At 64.1% G+C, this 24058-nt stretch carries 18 protein-coding genes, 1 tRNA gene and 1 rRNA gene; 11 read left to right on the top strand and 9 right to left on the bottom strand.

Annotation, left to right across the window (positions count from 1 at the left end):
* Positions 1-70: 70 nt before the first annotated feature.
* The 4 genes from D2E24_RS00095 to D2E24_RS00080 all read left to right on the top strand — a co-directional run bounded on the left by D2E24_RS00095 (position 71) and on the right by D2E24_RS00080 (position 6952).
* On the top strand, positions 71-2317 hold the full coding sequence (locus D2E24_RS00095; RefSeq protein WP_125967304.1) for an exo-alpha-(1->6)-L-arabinopyranosidase: 2247 nt from the start codon (positions 71-73) through the stop codon (positions 2315-2317).
* A 245-nt stretch (positions 2318-2562) separates the two neighbouring features.
* Positions 2563-3123, top strand: coding sequence for a MarR family winged helix-turn-helix transcriptional regulator (locus D2E24_RS00090; RefSeq protein ID WP_241222775.1), 561 nt, complete (start codon positions 2563-2565; stop codon positions 3121-3123).
* Complete coding sequence (locus tag D2E24_RS00085) at positions 3120-4940, top strand: ABC transporter ATP-binding protein (protein ID WP_277594527.1); 1821 nt, start codon at positions 3120-3122, stop codon at positions 4938-4940. Before D2E24_RS00090 ends, D2E24_RS00085 begins: the two co-directional genes overlap by 4 nt.
* Positions 4941-4975: 35 nt before the next feature.
* Positions 4976-6952 carry an ABC transporter ATP-binding protein gene (locus D2E24_RS00080; protein ID WP_420897455.1) on the top strand — a complete coding sequence of 659 codons (1977 nt, stop codon included), beginning with the start codon at positions 4976-4978 and terminating at the stop codon, positions 6950-6952.
* Between the two features lie 132 nt (positions 6953-7084).
* Here D2E24_RS00080 and D2E24_RS00075 read toward each other — a convergent pair whose 3' ends face one another.
* Positions 7085-8134 (bottom strand): threonine aldolase family protein, encoded by a 1050-nt coding sequence (locus D2E24_RS00075; protein ID WP_125967302.1) that lies wholly within the window; start codon positions 8132-8134, stop codon positions 7085-7087.
* 323 nt (positions 8135-8457) lie between these two features.
* A tRNA-His gene (locus D2E24_RS00070) sits at positions 8458-8533 on the bottom strand.
* 890 nt (positions 8534-9423) lie between these two features.
* On the opposite strand from D2E24_RS00070, the gene rpsL reads away from it, so the two are divergent.
* The 6 genes from rpsL to D2E24_RS00040 all read left to right on the top strand — a co-directional run bounded on the left by rpsL (position 9424) and on the right by D2E24_RS00040 (position 16436).
* Positions 9424-9795 carry a 30S ribosomal protein S12 gene (rpsL, locus tag D2E24_RS00065; protein ID WP_003808601.1) on the top strand — a complete coding sequence of 124 codons (372 nt, stop codon included), beginning with the start codon at positions 9424-9426 and terminating at the stop codon, positions 9793-9795.
* A gap of 5 nt (positions 9796-9800) precedes the next feature.
* Positions 9801-10271 (top strand): 30S ribosomal protein S7, encoded by a 471-nt coding sequence (gene rpsG, locus D2E24_RS00060; RefSeq protein ID WP_125967301.1) that lies wholly within the window; start codon positions 9801-9803, stop codon positions 10269-10271.
* Positions 10272-10301: 30 nt separating this feature from the next.
* Complete coding sequence (gene fusA, locus D2E24_RS00055; protein ID WP_125967300.1) at positions 10302-12431, top strand: elongation factor G; 2130 nt, start codon at positions 10302-10304, stop codon at positions 12429-12431.
* 178 nt (positions 12432-12609) lie between these two features.
* Positions 12610-13809, top strand: coding sequence for an elongation factor Tu (tuf, locus tag D2E24_RS00050; RefSeq protein ID WP_125967299.1), 1200 nt, complete (start codon positions 12610-12612; stop codon positions 13807-13809).
* A gap of 297 nt (positions 13810-14106) precedes the next feature.
* Positions 14107-15393, top strand: coding sequence for an ISL3 family transposase (locus D2E24_RS00045; protein ID WP_164520946.1), 1287 nt, complete (start codon positions 14107-14109; stop codon positions 15391-15393).
* Positions 15394-15581: 188 nt separating this feature from the next.
* Positions 15582-16436: a 3'-5' exonuclease gene (locus D2E24_RS00040; protein WP_125967298.1), complete on the top strand. Its 855-nt coding sequence runs from the start codon at positions 15582-15584 to the stop codon at positions 16434-16436.
* 282 nt (positions 16437-16718) lie between these two features.
* Here the strand turns inward: D2E24_RS00040 and D2E24_RS10500 are convergent, their stop codons facing one another.
* From D2E24_RS10500 to D2E24_RS00010, 7 genes are all read right to left on the bottom strand, one after another.
* A complete protein-coding gene (locus D2E24_RS10500) occupies positions 16719-16961 on the bottom strand; it encodes a hypothetical protein (protein WP_241222771.1) in 243 nt (80 codons plus the stop codon).
* Between the two features lie 68 nt (positions 16962-17029).
* On the bottom strand, positions 17030-17200 hold the full coding sequence (locus tag D2E24_RS10490) for a class I SAM-dependent methyltransferase (protein WP_241222770.1): 171 nt from the start codon (positions 17198-17200) through the stop codon (positions 17030-17032).
* A 188-nt stretch (positions 17201-17388) separates the two neighbouring features.
* Positions 17389-17946, bottom strand: a complete 558-nt coding sequence (locus D2E24_RS00030; protein ID WP_125967489.1) for a peroxiredoxin — start codon at positions 17944-17946, stop codon at positions 17389-17391.
* A 107-nt stretch (positions 17947-18053) separates the two neighbouring features.
* Entirely contained in the window at positions 18054-20027 is a 1974-nt protein-coding gene (locus D2E24_RS00025; RefSeq protein ID WP_206430891.1) for an ABC transporter ATP-binding protein, read from the bottom strand.
* Positions 20028-20036: 9 nt separating this feature from the next.
* Positions 20037-21887 (bottom strand): ABC transporter ATP-binding protein, encoded by a 1851-nt coding sequence (locus D2E24_RS00020; RefSeq protein ID WP_206430890.1) that lies wholly within the window; start codon positions 21885-21887, stop codon positions 20037-20039.
* Between the two features lie 136 nt (positions 21888-22023).
* Positions 22024-22731 (bottom strand): sensor histidine kinase, encoded by a 708-nt coding sequence (locus D2E24_RS00015; RefSeq protein WP_125967297.1) that lies wholly within the window; start codon positions 22729-22731, stop codon positions 22024-22026.
* A gap of 1 nt (position 22732) precedes the next feature.
* A complete protein-coding gene (locus D2E24_RS00010; RefSeq protein WP_125967296.1) occupies positions 22733-23437 on the bottom strand; it encodes a LytR/AlgR family response regulator transcription factor in 705 nt (234 codons plus the stop codon).
* Positions 23438-23934: 497 nt separating this feature from the next.
* Here D2E24_RS00010 and D2E24_RS00005 point away from each other — a divergent pair.
* A 16S ribosomal RNA gene (locus tag D2E24_RS00005) occupies positions 23935-24058 on the top strand; the annotation flags it as partial.

Raw genomic sequence — 24058 nt, 5'->3', positions numbered from 1 at the left:
CGACCCAGTACAACCCACCCCCCGCCGAGCCGGCACTGCCGGTCGGCGACCCGGCGCGAAAGAAGGCACCATGAGCGAATCCGCATACCCGTCCGTCACCGACCTCACCCTCGAGGAGAAGGCGTCCCTCACCTCCGGCGGCGACGCCTGGCACCTCCAGGGCGTCGAATCCAAGGGCATCCCCGGCTACATGATCACCGACGGCCCCCACGGTCTGCGCAAGTCCCTCGCCTCCAACACCGGCGACACCGACCTCAACGACTCCGTGCCCGCCACCTGCTTCCCGCCCGCCGCCGGCCTGTCCAGCTCGTGGAACCCCGCCCTCATCCGCGAAGTCGGCGAGGCCATGGGCGAGGAGTGCATCCAGGAGAAGGTCGCCGTCATCCTCGGCCCCGGCGTCAACATCAAGCGCAACCCGCTCGGCGGCCGCTGCTTCGAATACTGGAGCGAGGACCCGTACCTCGCCGGCCATGAGGCCGCCGGCATCGTCGAAGGCGTCCAGTCCAAGGGCGTCGGCACCTCCCTCAAGCACTTCGCCGCCAACAACCAGGAGACCGACCGCCTGCGCATCGACGCACGCATCAGCCAGCGCGCCCTGCGCGAGATCTACCTGCCCGCCTTCGAACACATCGTCAAGCACGCCAAGCCGTGGACTATCATGTGCGCGTACAACAAGATCAACGGCGTGCACGCCGCACAGAACCACTGGCTCCTCACCGACCTCCTGCGCGGCGAATGGGGCTACGACGGCATCGTCATGAGCGACTGGGGCGCCGACCACGACCGCGTCGCCTCCCTCAACGCCGGCCTCAACCTCGAAATGCCGCCCAGCTACACCGACGACCAGATCGTCCACGCCGTACGCGACGGCCGCATCGCCCCCGCCCAGCTCGACCGCATGGCCCAGGGCATGATCGACCTCGTCGAGCGCACCCGCGCCGCCATGAGCATCGACGGCTACCGCTACGACATCGACGCCCACGACGACGTCGCCCGCCGCGCCGCCATCGAATCCATCGTCATGCTCAAGAACGACGACGCGACCCTCCCGCTGCGCAAGGACGCGAAGATCGCCGTCATCGGCGAATTCGCCCGCACCCCGCGCTACCAGGGCGGCGGCTCCTCCCACATCACCCCCAACCGCATGACCTCCTTCCTCGACGCCCTCGCCGCACGCGGCATCGACGCCGACTTCGCCCCCGGCTACACCCTCGACCTCGCGCCCGCCGACCCCGCGCTCGAAACCGAAGCCATCGCAGCCGCCGGCCGCAACGACGTCGCCATCGTCTTCCTCGGACTGCCCGAAGAAGCCGAATCCGAAGGCTTCGACCGCACCCACCTCGACCTGCCCGCCAAGCAGACCGACCTGCTGCGCCGCATCGCCGCAGCCAACCCCAACACCGTCGTCATCCTCTCCAACGGCTCCGTCGTCACCATCCGCCCGTGGGCCGGCGACGCCAAAAGCATCCTCGAATCCTGGCTCCTCGGCCAGGCCGGCGGCGCGGCGCTCGCCGACGTCGTGTTCGGCGACGCCAGCCCGTCCGGCAAGCTCGCCCAGTCGATCCCGATGGACATCAACGACGACCCGAGCATGCTCAACTGGCCGGGCGAGGAGGGCCACGTCGACTACGGCGAGGGCGTGTTCGTCGGCTACCGCCACTACGACACCTGCGGCAAGGCCGTCGACTACCCGTTCGGCTACGGCCTGAGCTACGCGACGTTCGCGATCGGCGACGTGCGCGTGGAGAAGACCAGCGCGAACACGGCGCGCGTGACCGCGACCGTGGCCAACACGTCCGACGTGGACGGCGCCGAGACCGTGCAGGTGTACGTCGCGCCCGGCAAGGCCGACGTCGCCCGTCCCGTCCACGAGCTCAAGGGCTTCGAGAAGGTGTTCCTCAAGGCCGGCGAATCCACGACCGTGACGATCGACCTCGACGAGCGCGCGTTCGCTTACTGGTCGGAGCGCTACGCCGACTGGCACGTCGAAGAGGGCGAATACACGGTCGAGGTCGGCACGTCGAGCCGCGACATCGTCGCCCGCGTCCCGGTCGCGCTCGACGGCGACGGCAAGACGCAGCCGCTGACCGCATGGTCGACGTACGGCGAATGGTCCGCCGACCCGGTCGGCGCGCAGGTCGTCGCCGCCGTGGCCGACGCCGGCGAACGCGGCGACCTGCCCAAGCTGCCCGACAATTCGATGATGCGCATGTTCCTCATGACCATGCCCGTCAACTCGATGCCCATGCTCATGGGCGAGGGCGGCAAGGCCATCACCGAGTTCATGCTCGCCGACTACGCCCGCCGCACCGCCTGATCCCGCGGCGCATCGAAGGGGTGCCCCCAGAACGACGGTTACCAGAAGTAACCATTGGATATTCCGCCACTGCGTGGAACCTATCCATCGTTCTGAGGGCACCCCTCGTCGTATCGGTGATGGCACCGTGGATGAAGGGATGGGTGGTTCGCCGCGACACGCCGATTGTTGTATGTGCAACTGTTGTATGTGGGACGTATTATCCTCACCTGTTGCATATACAACAGTTGAGGAGAGGGAGGATCATGGACCGACACATCCTCAGCATGGACCTGCGTGCGCTCACGCGCAGCATCGACCGCTATCTGGGCGAGACGATGCCGCCGTCCGCATGCGATGCGACCGGCGGCAATGCCCACATCATCATGTTCCTGGCGCGCAACCGCGACCGGGACGTGTACCAGCACACGATCGAGCAGAAGTTCTGCATCACCCGCTCCACCGCCTCGCGCGTGCTGGCGCTGATGGAGAAGAAGGGCATGATCGTGCGCGAATCCGTGGACCACGACGCCCGGCTCAAGAAGATCGTGCTGACCGACCAGGCCGACGCGATCGTCAACGACCTGAGACGCAGCGGCGCCGACATGGAACGCCGCCTGATGGCCGGCCTGAGCGCGCAGGAGCTTGAGACGCTCGCCTCCTGCATCGCACGCATGCGCGCCAACCTGGACGACGCGCGCAGGGAATTCCAGAACCGTCAGCCCGACCGCCGTCAGACGGCCGCGGCCCCGCAGGCCGGAGAGCCGGCCCGCGGCGACATGAACGAAACGAACGACAAGAACGACAAGAAGGAGGAAAGCAAGTGAGCACCACCGCAACCGACTCCCGGCGCCGCGCGGACGAGCCGGCCAGGCCGAAGCATATCCTGCGCACGCTGGGCAAATCGATGCGCGAATACAGGAAGGCGAGTTGGCTCGCGCCGGCGTTCGTCGCCGTCGAAAGCGTCCTGGAGATCCTGATCCCGACGGTCATGGCCTCGCTCATCGACGAGGGCATCACCGGCGGCAGCATGCCCGCGATCGTCAAGTTCGGCATCATCCTGCTGTGCTGCTCGGCCGTGTCGCTGACCAGCGGCTTCCTGGCCGGCCGGTTCGCCGCCATCGCCGGCGCCGGCTTCGCGAAGAACCTGCGCCACGACGAGTTCGAGAAGGTGCAGGGCTTCAGCTTCACCAACATCGACCGATTCTCCACCGGTTCGATCGTGACCCGACTGACCACCGACGTCACCAACCTGCAGAACGCGTACTCGATGATGATCCGCATGGGCGTGCGCGCCCCGATCATGGTCGTCGTCGCGTGGATCTTCTCGTTCCGCATCAGCAAGTCCATCTCGCTGGTGTTCCTCGCCTGCATCCCGATCCTCGCGATCGGCCTGTGCGGCCTGGCCGTGCTCGTCCACCCGGTGTTCGAGCGCGTGTTCCACACCTACGACGACCTCAACAACGTCGTCGACGAGAACCTGCAGGGCATCCGCGTCGTCAAGTCCTACAACCGCGAGAACCACGAGATCGGCAAGTTCGGCCGCATCTCCGAGAAGATCTTCAAGGACTTCACCCTCGCCGAGCGCATCATGAGCTTCAACAGCCCGATCATGATGGTGTGCATCTACGGCACGATGATCCTCATCGCCTGGATGGGCGCCCAGCAGATCGTCGCATCCGGCAACAACGCGGCGTTCGGCCTGACCACCGGCGACCTGACCGCGCTCGTCACCTACGCGATGCAGATCCTCATGGCCATGATGATGCTCTCGATGATCTTCGTCATGTTCATCATCTCCCAGGCCTCCGCCGAACGCATCTGCCAGGTGCTGCAGGAGGAGAGCACCGTCAAGGACCCGGAGCATCCGGTCACCGCCGTCAAGGACGGCACGATCGAATTCGACCACGTCACGTTCCGCTACTCAGACAGCTCCGAGAAGCCCGTCCTCGACGACATCGACCTGACGATCCGCTCCGGCATGACCGTCGGCATCGTCGGCGGCACCGGCTCCGCCAAGTCGTCGCTCGTCCAGCTCGTCCCGCGCCTGTACGACGTGAGCGAAGGCTCCCTCAAGGTCGGCGGCGTCGACGTGCGCGACTACGACATGACCGTCCTGCGCGACCAGGTCGCCATGGTGCTCCAGAAGAACATCCTGTTCGCCGGCACCATCGCCGAGAACCTGCGCTGGGGCAACCCCGACGCCACCGACGAGGAGCTGCGCCACGCCTGCAAGCTCGCCCAGGCCGACGGCTTCATCCAGGAGTTCCCCGACAAGTACGACACCTACATCGAACAGGGCGGCACCAACGTGTCCGGCGGCCAGCGCCAGCGCCTGTGCATCGCCCGCGCGCTGCTCAAGAAGCCGAAGATCCTCATCCTCGACGACTCCACCAGCGCCGTCGACACCAAGACCGACCAGCTGATCCGCGGCGCCTTCCACCACGAGATCCCCGACACGACGAAGATCATCATCGCCCAGCGCGTCGCCTCCGTCCAGGAGTCCGACCTGATCCTCGTCATGGACAAGGGACGCATTATGGCCAAGGGCACGCACGACGAGCTGCTCGCCACGTGCGACGAATACCGCTCCATCTACGAATCCCAGACCAAGAACACCGCCCAGGAAGGAGAGCTGCAGTGAGCGACAAGAACTCGTTCGCCAAGCGCAAGCCGGGCATGGGCCAGGCGGCGCCCGGCACCACCCGCCGCATCTTCGGATACATCTTCCAATACAAGTGGCGCGTCATCGCCATCGTGGCGTGCATCCTCATCGGCGCCGCCGCCCAGGCCGGCTCCGCGCTGTTCCTCCAGTCCCTCATCGACTCGTACATCCTGCCGATGGTCGGCGCCACCGACCCCGACTGGTCGCCGCTGCTGCACGTCATCACGCTGATGGGCTGCCTGTACGTCGCCGGCATCGTCGCATCCTGGCTGTGGCAGTGGCTCATCGTCACCGTCGAACAGGGCACCCTCAAGAAGATCCGCGACGACATGTTCGCCCACCAGCAGCGGCTCCCGATCCGCTACTTCGACACCAACGAGCACGGCGACATCATGAGCCACTACACGAACGACACCGACACGCTGCGCCAGGCCATCAGCCAGTCGTTCCCGCAGATGTTCTCGTCCGCCGTGTCCGCGGTCGCCGCGCTCATCTCCATGCTGTGGCTGAGCGTGCCGATCACGCTGTTCGTCGTCGTGTTCACCGCCGCCCTGTTCGTCATCCTGCGCAAGATCGTCTCGCGCTCCGGCCGCTACTTCGTCAAGCAGCAGGTCGCCATCGGCGACGTCAACGCGTTCGTCGAAGAGGCCGTCAACGGCCAGAAGGTCGTCAAGGTCTTCAACCACGAGAACGCCATGCAGGAGACCTTCGACAGGAAGAACGAGGAGCTGTTCCACGCCTCCGCCGAAGCGAACACGTGGGGCAACGTCATGATGCCGATCGTCGGCAACATGGGCTACCTGCTGTACATCCTCCTCGCCCTCGTCGGCGGCGCCATGGCCCTCGCCGGCGTCGGCAACTTCGGCCTGTCCGGCTTCGGCGACCTCACCCTGGGTACGCTCATCTCCCTGCTCACCCTGTCGCGTTCCTTCATCAACCCGATCGGCCAGGTCTCCCAGCAGATGACCATGGTCATGATGGCGCTCGCTGGCGCCTCGCGCATCTTCGCGCTGATGGACGAGCCGGTCGAGGAGGACGACGGCTCCGTCACGCTCGTCAACGTCGAGCTCGGCGCCGACGGCCGCACGATGACCGAAGTCGACCACGAGACCGGCCACTGGGCGTGGAAGCGCGCCGCGGACGACGACGGCACCCGCTCCCTCAAGGCCGCCGAGAAGCTGCACGGCTCCGCCCGCGAGGTCGCGCTCAAGGCCAAGGAGCAGGCGATCACCTCGCCCGACGGCTGCTACACGCTGCTGCAGGGCGACGTGCGCTTCACCAACGTCACGTTCGGCTACAACCCGGACAAGCCGGTCCTGCACGACATCACCTGGTTCGCCAAGCCGGGCCAGAAGATGGCGCTCGTCGGCGCGACCGGCGCCGGCAAGACCACCGTCACGAACCTCATCAACCGGTTCTACGACATCCAGGAAGGCCAGATCCTCTACGACGGCATCGACGTGAAGAACATCCGCAAGCCGGATCTGCGCCGCTCGCTGGGCATCGTGCTCCAGGACGTGAACCTGTTCACCGGCACCGTGATGGACAACATCCGCTACGGCCGTCTCGACGCCACCGACGAGGAGTGCATCGCCGCGGCGAAGCTCACCAACGCGGACGGCTTCATCCGCATGCTGCCGCAGGGCTACCAGACGGTGCTCGAAGGCGACGGCTCCGGCCTGTCGCAGGGCCAGCGCCAGCTGATCTCGATCGCGCGCGCCGCCGTCGCCGACTCGCCGGCGCTGATCCTCGACGAGGCGACCTCGTCGATCGACACGCGCACCGAGGAGGTCGTGCAGGCCGGCATGGACAACCTGATGAAGGGCCGCACCGTGTTCGTCATCGCCCACCGTCTGTCGACCGTGCGCAACTCGGATGTGATCATGGTGCTCGACCACGGCAACATCATCGAGCGCGGCTCGCACGACGAGCTCATCGCCCTCAAGGGCGAGTACTACCAGCTGTACACCGGCGCGGTGGAGCTGGAGTAGCCGGGGAGGCGTCGGCGCGACCGTGCGCCGGCCGCCGTCCCGCAACGATAGGGGCGTGTGCCCCGCCGTCCGCTTACGGACGGCGGGGCACACGCCCCTTGTCATATCCGCGGCGATGCCGTCACGGCGGCGTCACAGCAGCGCGATCAGACGCTCGACCTGCTCGTCGGTCGTGGACCAGCTGGTGCAGAACCGCATGACGGTGCGGCCGTCGGCGGTCGGCTCCATGTAGCCCATCGCGACCTGCGATTCGAGACGGGCGCGCGTGGCGTCGTCGAGCGTGACGAACACCTGGTTGGTGGGCGCGTCGAACGTGAGCTCGTAGCCGCGTTCCGTGAGCGCCGCGCGGATGCGGTCGGCGGCGCGGTTGGCGTGCGCGGCGATGCGCAGGTACAGGCCGTCGTCGAACAGCGTGTCGAACTGCACGCCGAGCAGCCAGCCCTTGGCGAGCAGCGCGCCGTGCCGCTTGACGAGCGTGAGGAAATGCTTCGGCGTGCGCGAATACCCGCCGTGGTTGGTGAACACGACGGCCTCGCCGAACAGCGCGCCCACCTTGGTGCCGCCGATAGTGAACACGTCGGCGATGCGCGCCAGATCCTCCAGCGTCAGGTCGTTGCCCTGCGCGGTGAGCGCGTAGCCGAGGCGCGCGCCGTCGACGAACAGCGGCATGCCGTGGCGGTGGGCGACGTCGGCGATGGCCTCCAGCTCGGCCCTGGTGTAGAGGGTGCCGTATTCGGTGGCCTGCGACACGTAGACGCTGCCGGGGAACACCATGTGCTCGTAGTTGGCGTCGGCGTAGAACGTGGCGCAGTAGGAGTCGAGTTCGGCCGCGTCGATCCTGCCGTCATGATGGGGGAGCGTGAGCACCTTGTGTCCGGTCGCCTCGATGGCGCCGGCCTCGTGCACGTTGACGTGCCCGCTGGCCGCTGCGACGACGCCGGCGTACTGCGGTGTGATCGCGTCGATGACGGTCTGGTTGGTCTGCGTGCCGCCGACGAGGAACCACACGTCCGCGCCGGGCGCGCCGCACGCCCGACGGATCCTCTCCTTGGCGGACGCGCACACGTCGTCGGACCCGTAGCCGGGATACTGCACGTCGTTGGTGCGGGCGAGGCGTTCGAGGATCTCAGGCGTGGCGCCGCACGAATAGTCGTTGGCGAAGGACAGCTGCGGTTCGGGCATGTCGTCTCCTTTGGACGTGGAGGTGGGGTCTGGTCTGTTTCCACCCACACTCTACCGCCGTCGGCCGTTTCATGGCCGGGATGTCCGGGATCGGAGAGCCGCTTCGATGCCGCGTGGCGGCGAATGCGGGCCGGAAGGCTCACGTTGCTCGCGCAATCATGAGGTCTGCGCGAGCAACGTGACGTTATGAGCGTCCGGATTGTCACATTGCTAGCGCAGACCTGTCGATTGCGCTAGCAATGTGAGGCTTCGCTGAGGTTGCTGCCGGTGACGAACCGGTGCGGAAAAGCAGAAAGGCCTTCCGACTGGGAGGCCTTCCGTGATGGGGTGGCTAACGCGGCTCGAACGCGCGACCTGCTGAACCACAATCAGCTGCTCTACCAACTGAGCTATAGCCACCATCATTGTCGTCTCCAGCGGACTGGAACCAGACAACAGATGGATACTATACACGAATCCTGTGGGAGTGCCACTTCGGCGTGTCGCGGTGTTCTCCGGGTCGCCGGAATGTCGGCATGACACGCCGGAAACCGTTGGAAATGTGCGGTTCTGTGCGTGATGAACGGGTTCGATGTGCGGCATCGTGCATTCGACTCGACCGGAAACGAACGCGACGCAACATCGCGGAAGAAACGCAAGAATCGGCCGTGGCGTTCCTCGCGCATCGAGACGAAGCGGACTATACTGGGGACCGAAGGCCGGAGTTGCGGATCGGTCGGGAATCCTTCAGGTCGCAACGAAGCGCAACGGTTCGGTAAACGTGCGCAACGCTTTCAACAGACACAATTCAACACTGGTGACGAAGGCGACACCGAGGAAGCACGGCGAGGAAGCCGGGTCGCAGCGACGATATCCACCGAAGGGTTCGTCGGTCGGGCCGCTCCCCACGCGGAGGCGCCCCGGATGATGCGAGATATGACCGACGACGTCCCTTCGGCACGACGAGGCCCCGCGGGCAGGCAGCCCGACGGGGCCTCGTCCTTGTCGCGGTGGATTGCGGTCATGGTGGGGAAGCTCGGGCTGCCGGCGTGTCGCACGGGTCCGGAAATGTCCGGCGTGTCCGTATCATGGGAATTCGTGTGTGCCGGCGGTACGCCTTATGTGACAGGTGTGCGGGCCGGGATATCCCGTGAATCGGTTGGATCGCGCGCAGCAATGCGGACTGTGAAAGAGGAGCGGGCCATCGGGCCGGTGGACTGTGGCTGTCTTCGTTCTCTCAGTGGGCGGAGTGTGGGCGCAGTGCGGCGGTCTCACAGGAGTAAAGAAACCACTGAATCGGAGAATTCAAGTTGCCTACTATCGAACAGCTCGTCCGTAAGGGACGTCAGGCCAAGCCGAAGAAGTCGAAGACTTTGGCCTTGAAGGGCAGCCCGCTGCGTCGCGGCGTGTGCACCCGTGTGTACACCACCACCCCGAAGAAGCCGAACTCGGCTCTGCGTAAGGTCGCCCGTGTGCGCCTGTCCTCGGGCGTCGAAGTCACCGCCTACATCCCGGGCGAGGGCCACAACCTGCAGGAGCACTCCATCGTGCTCGTGCGCGGCGGCCGTGTCAAGGATCTGCCGGGTGTGCGCTACCACATCGTGCGCGGCGCGCTTGATACCCAGGGTGTGAAGGATCGCAAGCAGGGTCGTTCCCTGTACGGAGCAAAGAAGGCGAAGTAAGAAATATGTCTCGTAAAGGACCCGCTAAGAAGCACGTCGTTCTGCCTGATCCGATCTACGGCTCGACCGTCGTGGCTCAGCTGATCAACAAGATTCTGCTCGACGGCAAGAAGTCGATCGCCGAGGACATCGTGTACTCCGCGCTCGACATGGTCAAGGAGAAGACGGACCAGGAGCCGGTGGCCGTGCTCAAGCGCGCGCTGGACAACATCCGTCCGTCCCTCGAGGTCCGCTCCCGCCGCGTCGGCGGCGCGACCTACCAGGTCCCGGTCGAGGTGAAGCCGGCCCGCGCGAACACCCTGTGCCTGCGCTGGCTGACCGACTTCTCCCGCGCCCGTCGCGAGAAGACCATGGCCGAGCGTCTCGCCAACGAGATCCTCGATGCCTCCAACGGCCTGGGCGCTTCCGTGAAGCGTCGTGAGGATACCCACAAGATGGCCGAGGCCAACAAGGCCTTCGCTCATTACCGCTGGTAATTCCGTCAGATCGAGAGCTAAGGAAAAGCAATGGCACAAGACGTGCTCAACGACCTCAACCAGGTTCGTAACATCGGCATCATGGCCCACATCGATGCCGGTAAGACCACCACGACGGAGCGCATCCTCTTCTACACCGGCAAGAACTACAAGATCGGTGAGACCCACGACGGCGCCTCGACGATGGACTTCATGGCTCAGGAGCAGGAGCGCGGCATCACCATCCAGTCCGCCGCCACCACCTGCTTCTGGAACCGTCAGACCCACGACGTCAAGGACAAGTTCCAGATCAACATCATCGACACCCCGGGCCACGTGGACTTCACGGCCGAGGTGGAGCGCTCCCTGCGCGTGCTCGATGGCGCCGTCGCCGTGTTCGACGGCAAGGAAGGCGTGGAGCCGCAGTCCGAGACCGTGTGGCGTCAGGCCGACAAGTACGGCGTCCCGCGTATCTGCTTCATCAACAAGATGGACAAGCTCGGCGCGGACTTCTACTTCTCCGTCCAGACCATCAAGGACAAGCTGGGCGCCAAGCCGCTCGTCATCCAGCTGCCGATCGGCGCCGAGAACGACTTCTCCGGCGTCGTCGACCTGATCCGCATGAAGGCCTATGTGTGGAACGACGTGACCACCGATCAGGGTGCTCACTACGAGACCACCGACATCCCGGCCGACCTGCAGGACAAGGCCGAGGAGTACCGCTCCCAGCTGCTCGACGACGTCGCTGAGGCCAGCGACGAGCTGACCGAGAAGTACCTCGAGAACGGCGAGCTGACCGAGGAGGAGCTGCGTGCCGGCATCCGTCAGCTGACCATCGAGCGTCGCGCCTACCCGGTCATGTGCGGTTCCGCGTTCAAGGACAAGGGTGTTCAGCCGATGCTGGACGCCGTCGTCGACTACCTGCCGAGCCCGGAGGACGTCCCGTCCATCCAGGGCTTCGACCCGAAGGACGAGTCCATCGAGATCTCCCGCAAGCCGCTGACCACCGATCCGTTCGCGGCTCTGGTCTTCAAGATCTCCACCCACCCGTTCTACGGCAAGCTGGTGTTCGTGCGCGTCTACTCCGGCGCCGTCAAGCCGGGCGACAACGTCCTCGACTCCACCAAGGGCAAGAAGGAGCGCGTCGGCAAGATCTTCCAGATGCACGCCGACAAGGAGAACCCGGTGGATTCCGCCGAGGCCGGCAACATCTACACCTTCGTGGGCCTGAAGAACGTCACCACCGGCGACACCCTGTGCGCCGAGAACGCTCCGATCTCCCTCGAGTCCATGACCTTCCCGGACCCGGTCATCCAGGTGGCCGTCGAACCGAAGACCAAGGCCGACCAGGAGAAGATGGGCGTCGCCCTCGCGAAGCTCTCCGACGAGGATCCGACCTTCCAGGTCACCACCGACGAGGAGTCCGGCCAGACCCTGATCGCCGGCATGGGCGAGCTCCAGCTCGACATCATCGTCGACCGTATGCGCCGCGAGTTCAAGGTCGAGTGCAACGTGGGCAAGCCGCAGGTCGCCTACCGCGAGACCATCCGCAAGGCGGTCATGAACGAGGTCTACACCCACAAGAAGCAGACCGGTGGTTCCGGCCAGTTCGCGAAGGTCTTCATGAACTTCGAGCCGCTCGACACCGAGGCCGGCGAGACCTTCGAGTTCGAGAACAAGGTCACCGGCGGCCACATCAGCGGCGAATTCATCGGACCCATCGAGGCCGGTGTCAAGGAAGCCATGGAGGCCGGCGTGCTCGCGGGCTTCCCGATGGTGGGCGTCAAGGCCACGGTCTACGACGGCCAGATGCACCCGGTCGACTCCTCCGAAATGGCCTTCAAGATCGCCGGTTCCATGGCGTTCAAGGAGGCTGCTCCGAAGGCCAAGCCGGTCATCCTCGAGCCGATCATGGCCGTCGAGGTCCGTACTCCGGAGGAGTACATGGGCGACGTCATGGGCGACCTGAACTCCCGCCGTGGCAGCATCACCGCGATGAACGACGCCACCGGCGTCAAGGTCATCGACGCGAAGGTGCCGCTGAGCGAGATGTTCGGCTACATCGGCGACCTGCGTTCCAAGACCCAGGGCCGCGCGATGTTCACCATGCAGATGGACTCGTACGCCGAGGTCCCGAAGACCGTCTCCGACGAGATCATCAAGGCCCAGCGCGGCGAGTGACACGCGCAGTCGCTTTGACGTGACAGTGTCTCCAGTCGGCGCTACTATTTTGTAGCGCTGACTGGGTTCTGGCTCCAAAGTGGCACATAACCCAGAAACCCAGTAAACTGTAGCGAGTGCTTTCGGATCACGAGTCCGAAGGCCGTACTACACGAGACGTCCAGGAGGACAAACACACATGGCAAAGGAAAAGTACGAGCGTACTAAGCCGCACGTTAACATCGGTACCATCGGTCACGTCGATCACGGCAAGACCACGCTGACCGCGGCCATCTCCAAGGTCCTGCACGAGCAGTACCCGGATGTCAACCCGGAGTACGACTTCAACCAGATCGATTCCGCTCCGGAAGAGGCCGCCCGCGGTATCACCATCAACATCGCTCACATCGAGTACCAGACCGAGGCTCGTCACTACGCCCACGTCGACTGCCCGGGCCACGCCGACTTCGTGAAGAACATGATCACCGGTGCTGCCCAGATGGACGGCGCCATCCTCGTTGTGGCCGCCACCGACGGCCCGATGGCCCAGACCCGCGAGCACGTGCTGCTCGCCCGTCAGGTCGGCGTTCCGAAGATCCTGGTCGCCCTGAACAAGTGCGACATGGTCGAGGACGAGGAGCTCATCGAGCTCGTTGAGGAAGAGGTCCGTGACCTCCTCGACGAGAACGGCTTCGACCGCGAGTGCCCGGTCATCCGTCTGTCCGCCTACGGCGCGCTGCACGATGACGCTCCGGAGCACGAGAAGTGGGTTGAGCAGGTCAAGGCCCTCATGGCTGCCGTCGACGAGTACATCCCGACCCCGGTTCACGACCTGGACAAGCCGTTCCTGATGCCGATCGAGGACGTGTTCACCATCTCCGGTCGTGGCACCGTCGTCACCGGCCGTGTTGAGCGTGGCCAGCTGGCCGTCAACACCCCGGTCGAGATCGTCGGTATCCGCGAGACCCGCAGCACCACCGTCACCTCCATCGAGACCTTCCACAAGACGATGGACTCCTGCGAGGCCGGCGACAACACCGGTCTGCTGCTCCGCGGCATCAACCGTACCGATGTCGAGCGTGGCCAGGTCGTCGTCAAGCCGGGCTCCGTCACCCCGCACACCAAGTTCGAGGGCGAAGTCTACGTTCTGACCAAGGATGAGGGCGGCCGTCACTCGCCGTTCTTCTCCAACTACCGTCCGCAGTTCTACTTCCGCACCACCGACGTCACCGGCGTCATCGAGCTGCCGGAAGGCGTCGAGATGGTTCAGCCGGGCGATCACGCGACCTTCACCGTCGAGCTGATCCAGGCCATCGCTATGGAGGAGGGCCTGACCTTCGCCGTGCGTGAGGGTGGCCACACCGTCGGCTCGGGCCGTGTCACCAAGATCCTCGCCTGATTTCAATCAGAGAGCATCTGACACGCTTGAACTAGCGTTCTGAAGGAGTCCTTCCGGGCAGCAGTCCGGAAGGACTCCTTCTGGTTTCGGCCCCGCTATGGCGGGGATGATCCCCTGAAAATGTGGTGATGCAACGTGTTCCCCGTGTATACGGGGGTGAGGTGATGTTCAGCTACTGAACATGGCTCTTCGTATTTTGGTGTGTAAGGGCCGTGCGGTTTCATTCGGTGTGTGAAAGAAAAAGTGAAGGAAACCGCGCGGCTTGGTGACAAGTCTAGCGCGTTCGACGGCCGGGTCCTGCTCGGCCTGGACACACTGGGGCTGAACCCCGTCTCGCAAAGGCACGTGGCGGCCGGCTCGCGGGCGGGAGTGTGGCTGATCGGCTGCGAGATCGAGGACGAGACCGCCCGCTACTGCCGGGAATGCGGGGCCATGGGCCGGGTTCGCTCCTCGCGGCGCCGCAGGCTTGCGCACACTCCCGTCGGCCAGCACGCCGTGCACCTGCTGGTGAGGGTCAGGCGCTATGAATGCGCGGCGTGCGCCCGCTCGTGGACCGACGATCTGACCCGCATAGCCGACAGGGGGAGACGGCTGACGAACGCGGCCGTGTGGTGGGCGGCGGCCGAGGCGGCGCTGAAGTCGAAGAGCGTGTCCGCGTGCGCGCACGACCTGCATTGCTCGTGGGGCGCTTTGAACCGGGCCGTGCTGGAGAAGGGCGCCGGCGTGCTGGCCGCGGACCCGCGCCGGCTGGACGACGTGGAGTCGATCGGCGTGGACGAGCACGTATGGCGGCACGCCCGCACGGGCGGCCGGTACGTGACCGTCATCGTGGACCTCACCCCGCGAAGGCACGGGCGGCCGGCCCGTCTGCTCGACATGGTCGAGGGCCGCAGCGAAAAGGCGTTCGCCCGATGGCTCGCCGAGCGCCCGCGATCATTCCGGGACCGGGTCAAGGAGGTCGCGATGGACGGGTTCGCCGGCTATAAGAGGGCCGCGGCCCGCCAGGTGCCCCGCGCCGTGGAGATCCTCGACCCGTTCCACGTCGTCAGGCTCGCCGGCGACAGGCTCACGGCCGTGCGATGCCGCCTCCAGCGCGAGGCCACGGGCCGGCGCGGCCGGCGCGACGACCCGCTCTACAAGGGCAGGAGGATCCTCCTCAGGACCGCGGGGCTCAGGACCGACAGGCAGCAGGCGCGCGTCGACATGCTGCTCGCCGATCCGGCGAACAGGCCGCTCGCCCTCGCGCACGGCGTCTACCAGAGGATCATCGACTGCTATGCGCAGGGGGACCGCGGGAAGGGACGGGGCATGATGGCCGAACTCATCGAGTCCCTCGCCGTCAGGGGCGCGGCGCCCGGATGCCCGGAGATCGCCGCGCTCGGCCGCACGCTCAAACGGCGCATGGCGGACGTGCTCGCGTTCTTCGACCACCCCCACGGGGCGAACGGTCCCACCGAGGCCATCAACGGCAGGCTCGAGACCCTCCGGGGCGTCGCCCTGGGGTTCCGCAGCCTCGGCAACTACATCGTCAGAAGCCTGCTGCACACCGGCGGGTTCAGACAAGCCATCCAGGCCCACCTCTGAACCACTACTCATACACACCAAAATACGAAGAGCCCTGAACATCACCTCGACACATTTTCAGGTTGATAAAATTTAGTGACGGTGATAATTTTAAGGCTATGACAGCTAGCGTCTACCCACGGCTGTGGACGCAGATATCCTAGACGAGGTCGGAATATGCAGAAACTGAGTAAGGAGGTTCAGTACATATGCCACTAGACTTCACCGCAGTGGACCTTGAATGGGTTGCTAACCAGGGTGCTGCAATCTGCTCGGTTGGAGCAGTACGATTCCGAGACGGAAAGCCGCAAGAAGCATTTGACGTCAAAGTGCGACCTCAAACTCCGTACTCCCAGTGGGAGCAATGGGCCATCAAGAAGAACCATGTTACCTTTGAAGACGTTATGTTCGAACCCGAATGGTGCGACATTTACGATGACTTTCTGGACTTCACCGGTGAAGACGTACTCGCATTCCATAACGCCAAGAGTGCCGATCTTCCCCACTTGGAAAAGGCATGTGATTCCTATGATCTGGCGTATCGCCCCTTTGATTACCTCTGCACTTACTCATTGTCGAAACTGATGTTTCCCAATCGCCAGGGGAAAGGAAAACATACGCTAAGCAGCATGTGCAAAGCGCAGGGGATAGATTGGAACGCATCCCTTTATCACACTGCCGCATATGATGCGCAGAAGTGTGGTGAATTGCTGGTATCACTAGCTAGGCTGGTAAACGCATCGACGTTGCAAGACATTAGCCGTGGCATTGCGTTCCGTAACGTCGTTTCGGACAAAACCATCCCGACCGATATGCGAAGCGTCATCGAAGCAATGCCGGACGCCACAATCGAGGAATGGATAAATGCGTTGTACGAGACTCCCGCCAATCCTGGTGATAAATGTCGAATGTGCGACCAGCCGCTATCTTCGAAGGCCCGCAAGCAGTATCGACCGGCCCATTGCTGTACCGCCCCTTGCTGGCATCGACTTGAGCAACAATTTGAGCAACAGAAGAAGCTGTTGGATCAGCCCCCGGAATTGATTCGCCCTTCATATTCGTGATATCGGAGAAAGAGTCCTGCATCAAGTTGGGTGAAGGACTCTTCTCATTGAGACTGAGCCTCAGCCATGCTATTGATGTCTATTACGACTGTTGGCACGGGATTGTGATTCCGTGCTTTTTCTGAGGAGCCACTGTTTTTTTCAGCAAGACAGCAAGATACGAAGCTCCGGAATAATCTCCGGAGCTTCGATTCTTTTTCTGGCTTTTACCAGCAGCATCATGGGACGACGCATTTCGTCGCGCATTCCCGGAATGTCCAGCATGTCGGCGGGAGGCGTCGCCTATTCGACGGCTTCGATTCGGAATCCGGCGGCTATCAGCGGGTTCAGGATCTGGGTCAGGGTGTGATGGTACTTAGCCACCCGATGGCCGAGGAAGTTCGTCTCCCGTTCGCCGGGATAGTAGTATCGGTCGATTGGCCAGTATGCTGGGTTGCCGTCCGCGTCGTAGATCCAGTCTTCGTCGACGCCGGCGGTGAAGGTCGGATGTTCGATGTTGAAGAGGAAGCATCCACCGTCGGTCAACGTGCGATGCACCTTGCGGTAGATGCCGTCCAGATCCTCGATATAGTGCAGGACCAGATTGGAGACGACTACATCATATGCCGTTCGGGGTACGCGTATTCCTCGATATCACAGACCTCATACGTGATGCGTTCACCGGCGTTGATGGCTCTGGCCTTCACGATCATGCGTTCGCTGCCGTCGATGCCGGAGAACCGCGGTGGCTCCCATGCGCGCGGCGTACGCGCAGTGCCACCCATAGCCGCAGCCCAGATCCAATACCTTCCGGCCGCGCAGGTCGGGGAACAGGGGCTGCAGCTGATGTCATTCCCCGGCAGCTTGCAGGCCGCCTTTGCTTCGTGCCATGTTCGCGTATTTTGCGAAGAATTCGCTGTCGTCGTAGATGCTGCTTATGTGGTTTGCCTCCATTCTTGCCGGTTCGTTCATCTCATCGGGCGTCGTCCAGTTTGCCGAGTGCCTTGATGAGGGAGTCGATGTGGCCTTTGGCGCGCACGTTGTAGCGTGCGAGTTCGATGCGCCCGTCGGTGCCGATGACGAACGTGGATCGCAGGACGCCGACGTGCGTGCGGCCGTACAGTTTCTTCTCGCCGTACGCGCCGTACAGGCGGTGGACGCGCAGGTCCGGGTCGGACAGGAGCGGGAACGTCAGCTGGTCGCGCTGCCGGAACCGTTCGAGCTTGTCGATCGGATCCTTCGACATGCCGAGCACGGTGTATCCCATGCCGCCCAGTCGGGCGATGTTGTCGCGGAAGTCGCATGCCTGTGTGGTGCATCCCGGCGTCATCGCCGCCGGATAGCAGTACAGGATCACGCGCCGTCTCCGCTGCGCAAGCACATCCGACAGGGTGATGCCCGTCGTCGTTCCGTCCGGCATGACCGCCGGCAGGGTGAAATCGGGCGCGGCCTGTCCGATGTCGAGTCGCGTGGGCAGGGGATCGCCGGCGGCGTCGGTACCGTCAGTGCCGGTCGTAGCCACGGGGGTCATAGTCGTCATGATCGTGTTCGTCGTTTCGTCCATGACTCCACGATAGCAACGGTACCAACGCCACCGCCGCAGACCGTCATGCCTGCGTCCCGCCATATCTGGCCGCGTCACTGTGCATAGTATTGCGCCTGCGCCTGCCACAGCTCCCGGTATTTGCCGCCGACATCGGCCAGCAGCCGTTCGTGCGGTCCCTGCTGGATGATGCTGCCGTGGTCGAATACGGCGATGTCGTCGCAGAATCGGCATGACGACAGCCGGTGGCTGATGTACACGGCGGTCTTGTCGCCGGCGATCTGGTCGAATTTCGCGTAGACCTGCGCTTCGGCGACGGGGTCGAGCGCCGCGGTCGGCTCGTCGAGGATGATGAACGGCGCATCCTGGTAGAGCGCGCGTGCGATGGCGATCTTCTGCGCTTCGCCGCCGGATATCTGCACGCCGCGCTCGTCGAGGTCGCGGTACAGGCTCGTGTCCAATCCGTCGGGCAGCGAGGCGAGCCGTTCGCCGAATCCGGCCTTTTCCAGACAGTCGCGTACGCGCTGCGGATCGTAGTGGGCGCTGGAGGCGACGTTCTGCGCCAACGGCAGGGCGAACAGCTGGAAGTCCTGGAAGACGACGGCGAAGATGCGCATGTACTCGTCGTACCGGTATTTGCGGATGTCGATGCCGTTGAGCAGGATGCGCCCTTCGGTCGGATCGTACAGACGGCACAGCAGTTTGATGAACGTGGTCTTGCCGCTGCCGTTCTCGCCGACGACGGCGAGCCGGCTGCCGATGCGGAACCGCAGGTTGATGTGGCGCAGTGCCCATGTGCCGTCCGGCGCGTTCGGATATCGGAACGACACGTTCTGGAATTCCACGTCGTATTGGCGGTCGTTGCGTTTTTCGGTGGTGAGCGACCCCTGATACATGCGGTTGGGCGTGTCGAGGAACGTGAACTGCCGGTCGAGGAATTCGACGTTGTTGACCATGTCGCCGAAGGATTGCATGAGCTGCGCGATGCCGAGGAACATCGTGGTGATCGCGCCCACGTATTGGGCTGCCGAACCGATGCCGAACGCGCCGGCCCACGCCTTGCAGGCGACGAACACGTACACGATGCCGGTCAGCATGGTGGTGATGGCGGCCGACGCGGCCATCCACAATCCCATCGGACCGTAGCTGGCGCGCACGATCGGTCCTTCGGTGAACGGGTTGCGCTCCCAGCCGGGCAGGCCCACCCGTTCGAGCTGACGGTAGATGCGCACGTCCATCGCACGCTTGGGACTGTACGGCAGTTCGATGCCGAAGAACGCGAACAGCCGGTTGCCGAACCGTCCTTCCTCATCGAATTTCGCCCAGTAGGAGCCGGACCGGTTCGCGCACGCCGCCGACGCGACCGCCGCACCGATCATGAGCGCGAACATCACGACGGACATCCACGGTCCGGCGAGCGCCGCCGTCCAGCCGTCGGCCTGCGGAACCGGCGAGATGAACAGGCCTGCGGACAGGATGATGCCGCCGATCAGCTGGAACAGCGCCGGCATCCCGTTTTCGAAGATCATCAGTGTCTGCGGTATTCCTTTGCCGGCGAAATTGTCGCTTTCCCGGATGCGTTCGACCGCGTCGGCAGTACGCTGGTCGTCGACGATCGGGAAGTCCATCGTCATGAGCTTGTCGGTGACCGGCTGGCGGAACATCGTTTCGATCATCTCGTTCTCGGCGTTTTTCCAATGCTCGGCCGTGGCGGTGAGCAGCGTGAACGCCGCCGTCGCCACGACGAGCGTGAGGGCTCGTCTGGCCAGCTCGTCCGGGTTGCGCGCTCCGGCGAGTTCGTCGATGAGCCGTGCCGAACACCATATCGTCACGTAGGGGAGTGCGGCGGCGAGCGCCGCGTGCAGTGCGGTCGCGGCGAGCCAGTGTGGTCGGATGCCGGCGACGATCCGTGTCGCGCGCAGGTTGTGTCTCCATGCGCGGGCGAGAGCGTGGGCGAGTGTGCGGATGCGGCTGGTGCGGGGCGTGCGCGTATCCGCTGGGTCGGTGGTGTCTTCGGTCATGTCGTCTTGCGTCATGGTGTCGTCGTCCGTCGTCGTGTTGTCGGTCATGGTGTTCTCCTAGGCGTCGTGTCGGTAGTAGCGGCTTTGCACGTCGAACAGTCGCGCGTATGCGCCGTTCGCAGCGAGGAGCGAGTCGTGCGTGCCTTCTTCGGTGATGCGCCCGTCATCCATGACCAGGATGCGCTCGCAGAAGCGGGTGGATGCGAGCCGGTGCGAGATGAACATGGATGTCCGTCCGTCGGTCATGGCCTGGTAGTGGCGGTAGATGTCGTCTTCGGCGATGGGGTCGAGTGCGGCGGTGGGTTCGTCGAGCAGTAGGATGGGCGCGTTCCGGTAGAGGGCGCGGGCGAGCATGAGCCGTTGCGTCTGTCCGCCGGAGAGTTCGATGCCGTCTTCGTATATGGATCGTCCCAGATGCGTGTCGGCGCCGTCGGGCAGGGATCGGACCGTGTCGCCCAGTCCCGCTTGGTCGAGGCAGTCGATGACGCGGCGCGTGTCGATGCCGTCGATGCGTTGCGCGACGTTCTGTGCGATGGTCGTGTCGAGCACGCTGAAGTCCTGGAATACGGTGGCGAACAGTTCGTAGTAGTCGCGTCGGGCGTATCGGCGGATGTCGATGCCGTCGAGCAGGACGCGTCCTTCGGTCGGGTCGAGCAGTCCGCAGGCGAGTTTGACGAGCGTGGTCTTGCCGGCGCCGTTGAGTCCGACGATGGCGATGCTCTCGCCGGGCTGGATGGTCAGGTCGATGTCGTGCACGCTGTCGTGGTCGGCGCCCGGATACCGGTATGACACGTGGTCGAATGCGATCGCGTACTCATGCCCGGGGATGGCGTGCAACGCTTCGCCGCCTTCCATGCCGGCGGGTTCGGGCCATTCGAGGAATTCGCGTATCGCTGAGATTTCGAGGCTCTGCCGGTTGAGTTCGCCGAACCGGTCGAGGATGTCCGTCACCCACGTGGTGAATCCGCTGACCGCGGTCGCGTACAGCAGGAACCGTGAGGCGGACAGTCCCTGGTCGAGCGTGAGGTGCAGCAGGTAGGCGTAGGCGATGCCGTTGCGCGCGAATGCGAGCGCCACGTCGATGACGTTGGCCCACAGGTGGATGCGTTCGCGCCGGTGCAGGAACGATGCCATCGCGCGTACGGCGCCGTCGCGCAGTTCGCCGATCCATCCGCTCAGGCCGAAGATACGTATGTCTTTGGCATATCGTGGCTCGTCGCCGAGCGTGTACAGGTAGCCGAGCCGTTTGCGCCGCGCCTGCAGTTCGCGCCGATGCCGGAATCCCCATTCGTTGATGCGTTTGCCCGGCAGGTATGCGGCGAGCGACGTCGCGAGGATGAGCGCGATGAGCCGCGGGTCGAGGCCGGACAGCACGCTCAGGTAGGCGACGAATCCGACGATGTCGGTCAACAGGACGGTCCACGTGTCCCAGATACGTTCGGTGGCGGTCCAGTTGCTGTTGCACGCCTGCGCGGACTGTTCCTCGCTGGCCCGGAAGCGCGTGTCGAGCGTATTGGCGTATGCGGTGGACGCGGATTTGCCGTTGATGAGTCTGAGCAGCGCGATCCGGGTGGCGATGCGTCCGGTTTCGCTGCACACGTCGAAGTAGGCGCGTACCGCGGCGAACACGGTCAGCGTCGCGGTGAACACGCCGATGGTGGCGAGCAGCAGGACGGGGGACGCGTGCGTTTCGATCCGATTCAGCACGGTCGGTCCGACGTACAGTTCGGTGATGGACCGTCCGGCCGCGGCGAGCGCCATCGCCACGACGATGAACGGCACGACGCGCGCGTTGCACCATGCCAGTCGCACCATGAACGCGCTGTTGCGCCACATGCCGTAGCGAGGTCGTTCCGGTGCGTGCGCATCCGAGGATTGCATTTGATTGTTGCCGTCGTTGTCGTCCATACGGTTCCCCTTTCCTTGTGGATCCTGTGATACGCCGTCTGCTCCCGTATCGTCTCCCATCGGTGCCGACACGCCTGATCCGGGTGCCGACACGCGGTCGACGGACAACGGCATGCCGTGAATTTATGGCCATCGCCTACTCCTGCGGCAGCAGGATCTCCGTCGTGAACGCCCCGTCCTCGCTGTTGCGGCTCAGATACCCGCCGGCCGCCTCGACGATCCGGTCGACGCTCAGCAGGCCGAACCCGTGCCCGGCTCCGCGTTTGGTGGATGCGAACCGTCCCCGTATCCCTCCCAGTTTGGCGCTCGCGGTCGTGTTGGTGAACGAGATGTACAGTTGCGTGCCTTTCATGTCCATGTAGACGCGGATGAGGCGCTCGCCGTCGGGGAGCGGCCGGGTCGCTTCGATGGCGTTGTCGAACAGGTTGCCGATGACGGCGCACAGGTCGAGTTCTCCGACGCGCAGCCGTACGGGGATGTGCGCGTCGACCCGTACGTCGATGCCCTGCGATTGCGCCAGCGCCATCTTGCTGCTCAGGATCGCGTCGGCCATGGCGTTGCCGGATCGTATGGGGGAGTCGAGGGCGGTGAGCTGGTCGTCGAGTTCGTCGAGGTAACGTCGCAGCGCGTCCAGATCGCCTTGGTCGGCCAGCGCCTTCATGGTCTGCAGATGGTTGCGGTAGTCGTGTCGCCAGGTGCGCATGCGCGCGTACATGGTTTCGACCTCGTGATGGTGCGTGTCGAGCAGGCTGCGCTGGTAGGCGGCGAGCTCGCGTTGCGCGCGTCCGCGCAGTCTGATCCGGGGGAGCCGATGCCGGTGTTCGCCGGGTGTCGTTACTGCCATGTCAGGTCCTTTCGATGATGGCCCGGTTGAGTGGTTCGTAGGCGCTGCGCGCCAATGGCAGGACCGTGCCGTCGGTCAGTTCGATGCGTGTGCGGGTGACGCGCCGTATCGCGTTGAGGTTGACGATGAGCGCCCGTCCGGCGCGGAAGAACGCGGGCCGCAGTTCGGGTTCGAAGTCGGACAGGGGCCGTTTGACGGTGTGGTCGCGGTCGGCGTGGACGGTCGCATAGTTCTTCTGCGCCACGTCGACGTAGCGCACCTGATGGATGGGGATGCGGACGATGCCGTCCACGCATTGCAGGTTGAGGCATCGCTCGTTGCCGGCGATGCGCTGCGCCGCCCGGTCGAGCACGGCGGCCGTCTTCGCTTCGTCGACGGGTTTGATGAGATAGTGCAGTGCTTCCACATCGTATCCGTCGGCGATGTAGTCGTCGTATCCGGTGACGAATACGATCTGCGGTGATGCGTCACCGGATTGCCGTCGGATGGTGCGGGCGAGTGTGACGCCGTCCATCCGCCCCATTTCCACGTCGAGCAGCAGGATGTCGTAGTCGCGGTGCGTCTCGTAGCGTGACAGGAACGTCTCGGCCGACGGGAACACGTCGACGTGCACGTCGAGACCACGCAGGTCGGCCCACCGTTGGACGAGCTCCCGCTCGTATCCGGCGTACCGTTCGTCGTCGTCGCACACCGCCACCCGGATCATGACCGTCCCCTTTCCCGTTCGCGTATCCGCCGACCGTCAATTGTATGGTCGCGCTGCGGCCCTGTTGTCCCGTTTCCTGTAGCTGGAACGTCTGTCCGTTGTCTGTCCACTGCTGTTCCGCCCGGTTTTCGCTGTGTGCGACACGCCGATGGAGTCCAGTGTTTCCAACGATTCTGCCCCTGTTCCGCGGGCCCGATTTGCGTTGGGGGCCGGGGGTGTGTAAATTACTCATCTGTTGCCGCTCAGCGCGGCGGGGTTCTTCTCCTTGATTAGAGTGTCGCCCTGCTGACGTGGTGGTGGTTTGAGAACTCAAGAGCGTGTTTGTACTACTTCTTTATAGTCAATGATTGCCAGTCCGTTCCTCGCCCGGTTGTTTTGTTCCGGGTACGCGAGAGCGTTGCGAGGGGGAGCGGGGTTTTTGTGCGAACGTCCTTCCTTATAGGATGTTCCGTCAATTATGTTTTGAGAGTCAATGTATTGGTTCTCTTCACTGTTTTTTTGTGGAGGGTTCGATTCTGGCTCAGGATGAACGCTGGCGGCGTGCTTAACACATGCAAGTCGAACGGGATCCGACCAGCTTGCTGGTTGGTGAGAGTGGCGAACGGGTGAGTAATGCGTGAC

The organism is Bifidobacterium samirii, from assembly GCF_003952945.1.
GTDB lineage: Bacteria > Actinomycetota > Actinomycetes > Actinomycetales > Bifidobacteriaceae > Bifidobacterium > Bifidobacterium samirii.
The sequence above is the reverse complement of the archived record's forward strand: the minus strand, read 5'-3'. Positions and strand labels throughout refer to the sequence as shown.

Coding starts and splice junctions, on each gene's coding strand:
- D2E24_RS00095 (WP_125967304.1), top strand. CDS start 71: ATGAGCGAATCCGCATACCCGTCCGTCACCGACCTCACCCTCGAGGAG.
- D2E24_RS00090 (WP_241222775.1), top strand. CDS start 2,563: ATGGACCGACACATCCTCAGCATGGACCTGCGTGCGCTCACGCGCAGC.
- D2E24_RS00080 (WP_420897455.1), top strand. CDS start 4,976: ATGGGCCAGGCGGCGCCCGGCACCACCCGCCGCATCTTCGGATACATC.
- D2E24_RS00075 (WP_125967302.1), bottom strand. CDS start 8,134: ATGCCCGAACCGCAGCTGTCCTTCGCCAACGACTATTCGTGCGGCGCC.
- rpsG (WP_125967301.1), top strand. CDS start 9,801: ATGTCTCGTAAAGGACCCGCTAAGAAGCACGTCGTTCTGCCTGATCCG.
- fusA (WP_125967300.1), top strand. CDS start 10,302: ATGGCACAAGACGTGCTCAACGACCTCAACCAGGTTCGTAACATCGGC.
- tuf (WP_125967299.1), top strand. CDS start 12,610: ATGGCAAAGGAAAAGTACGAGCGTACTAAGCCGCACGTTAACATCGGT.
- D2E24_RS00040 (WP_125967298.1), top strand. CDS start 15,582: ATGCCACTAGACTTCACCGCAGTGGACCTTGAATGGGTTGCTAACCAG.
- D2E24_RS10490 (WP_241222770.1), bottom strand. CDS start 17,200: ATGGGTGGCACTGCGCGTACGCCGCGCGCATGGGAGCCACCGCGGTTC.
- D2E24_RS00030 (WP_125967489.1), bottom strand. CDS start 17,946: ATGACCCCCGTGGCTACGACCGGCACTGACGGTACCGACGCCGCCGGC.
- D2E24_RS00025 (WP_206430891.1), bottom strand. CDS start 20,027: ATGACCGACAACACGACGACGGACGACGACACCATGACGCAAGACGAC.
- D2E24_RS00020 (WP_206430890.1), bottom strand. CDS start 21,887: ATGGACGACAACGACGGCAACAATCAAATGCAATCCTCGGATGCGCAC.
- D2E24_RS00015 (WP_125967297.1), bottom strand. CDS start 22,731: ATGGCAGTAACGACACCCGGCGAACACCGGCATCGGCTCCCCCGGATC.
- D2E24_RS00010 (WP_125967296.1), bottom strand. CDS start 23,437: ATGATCCGGGTGGCGGTGTGCGACGACGACGAACGGTACGCCGGATAC.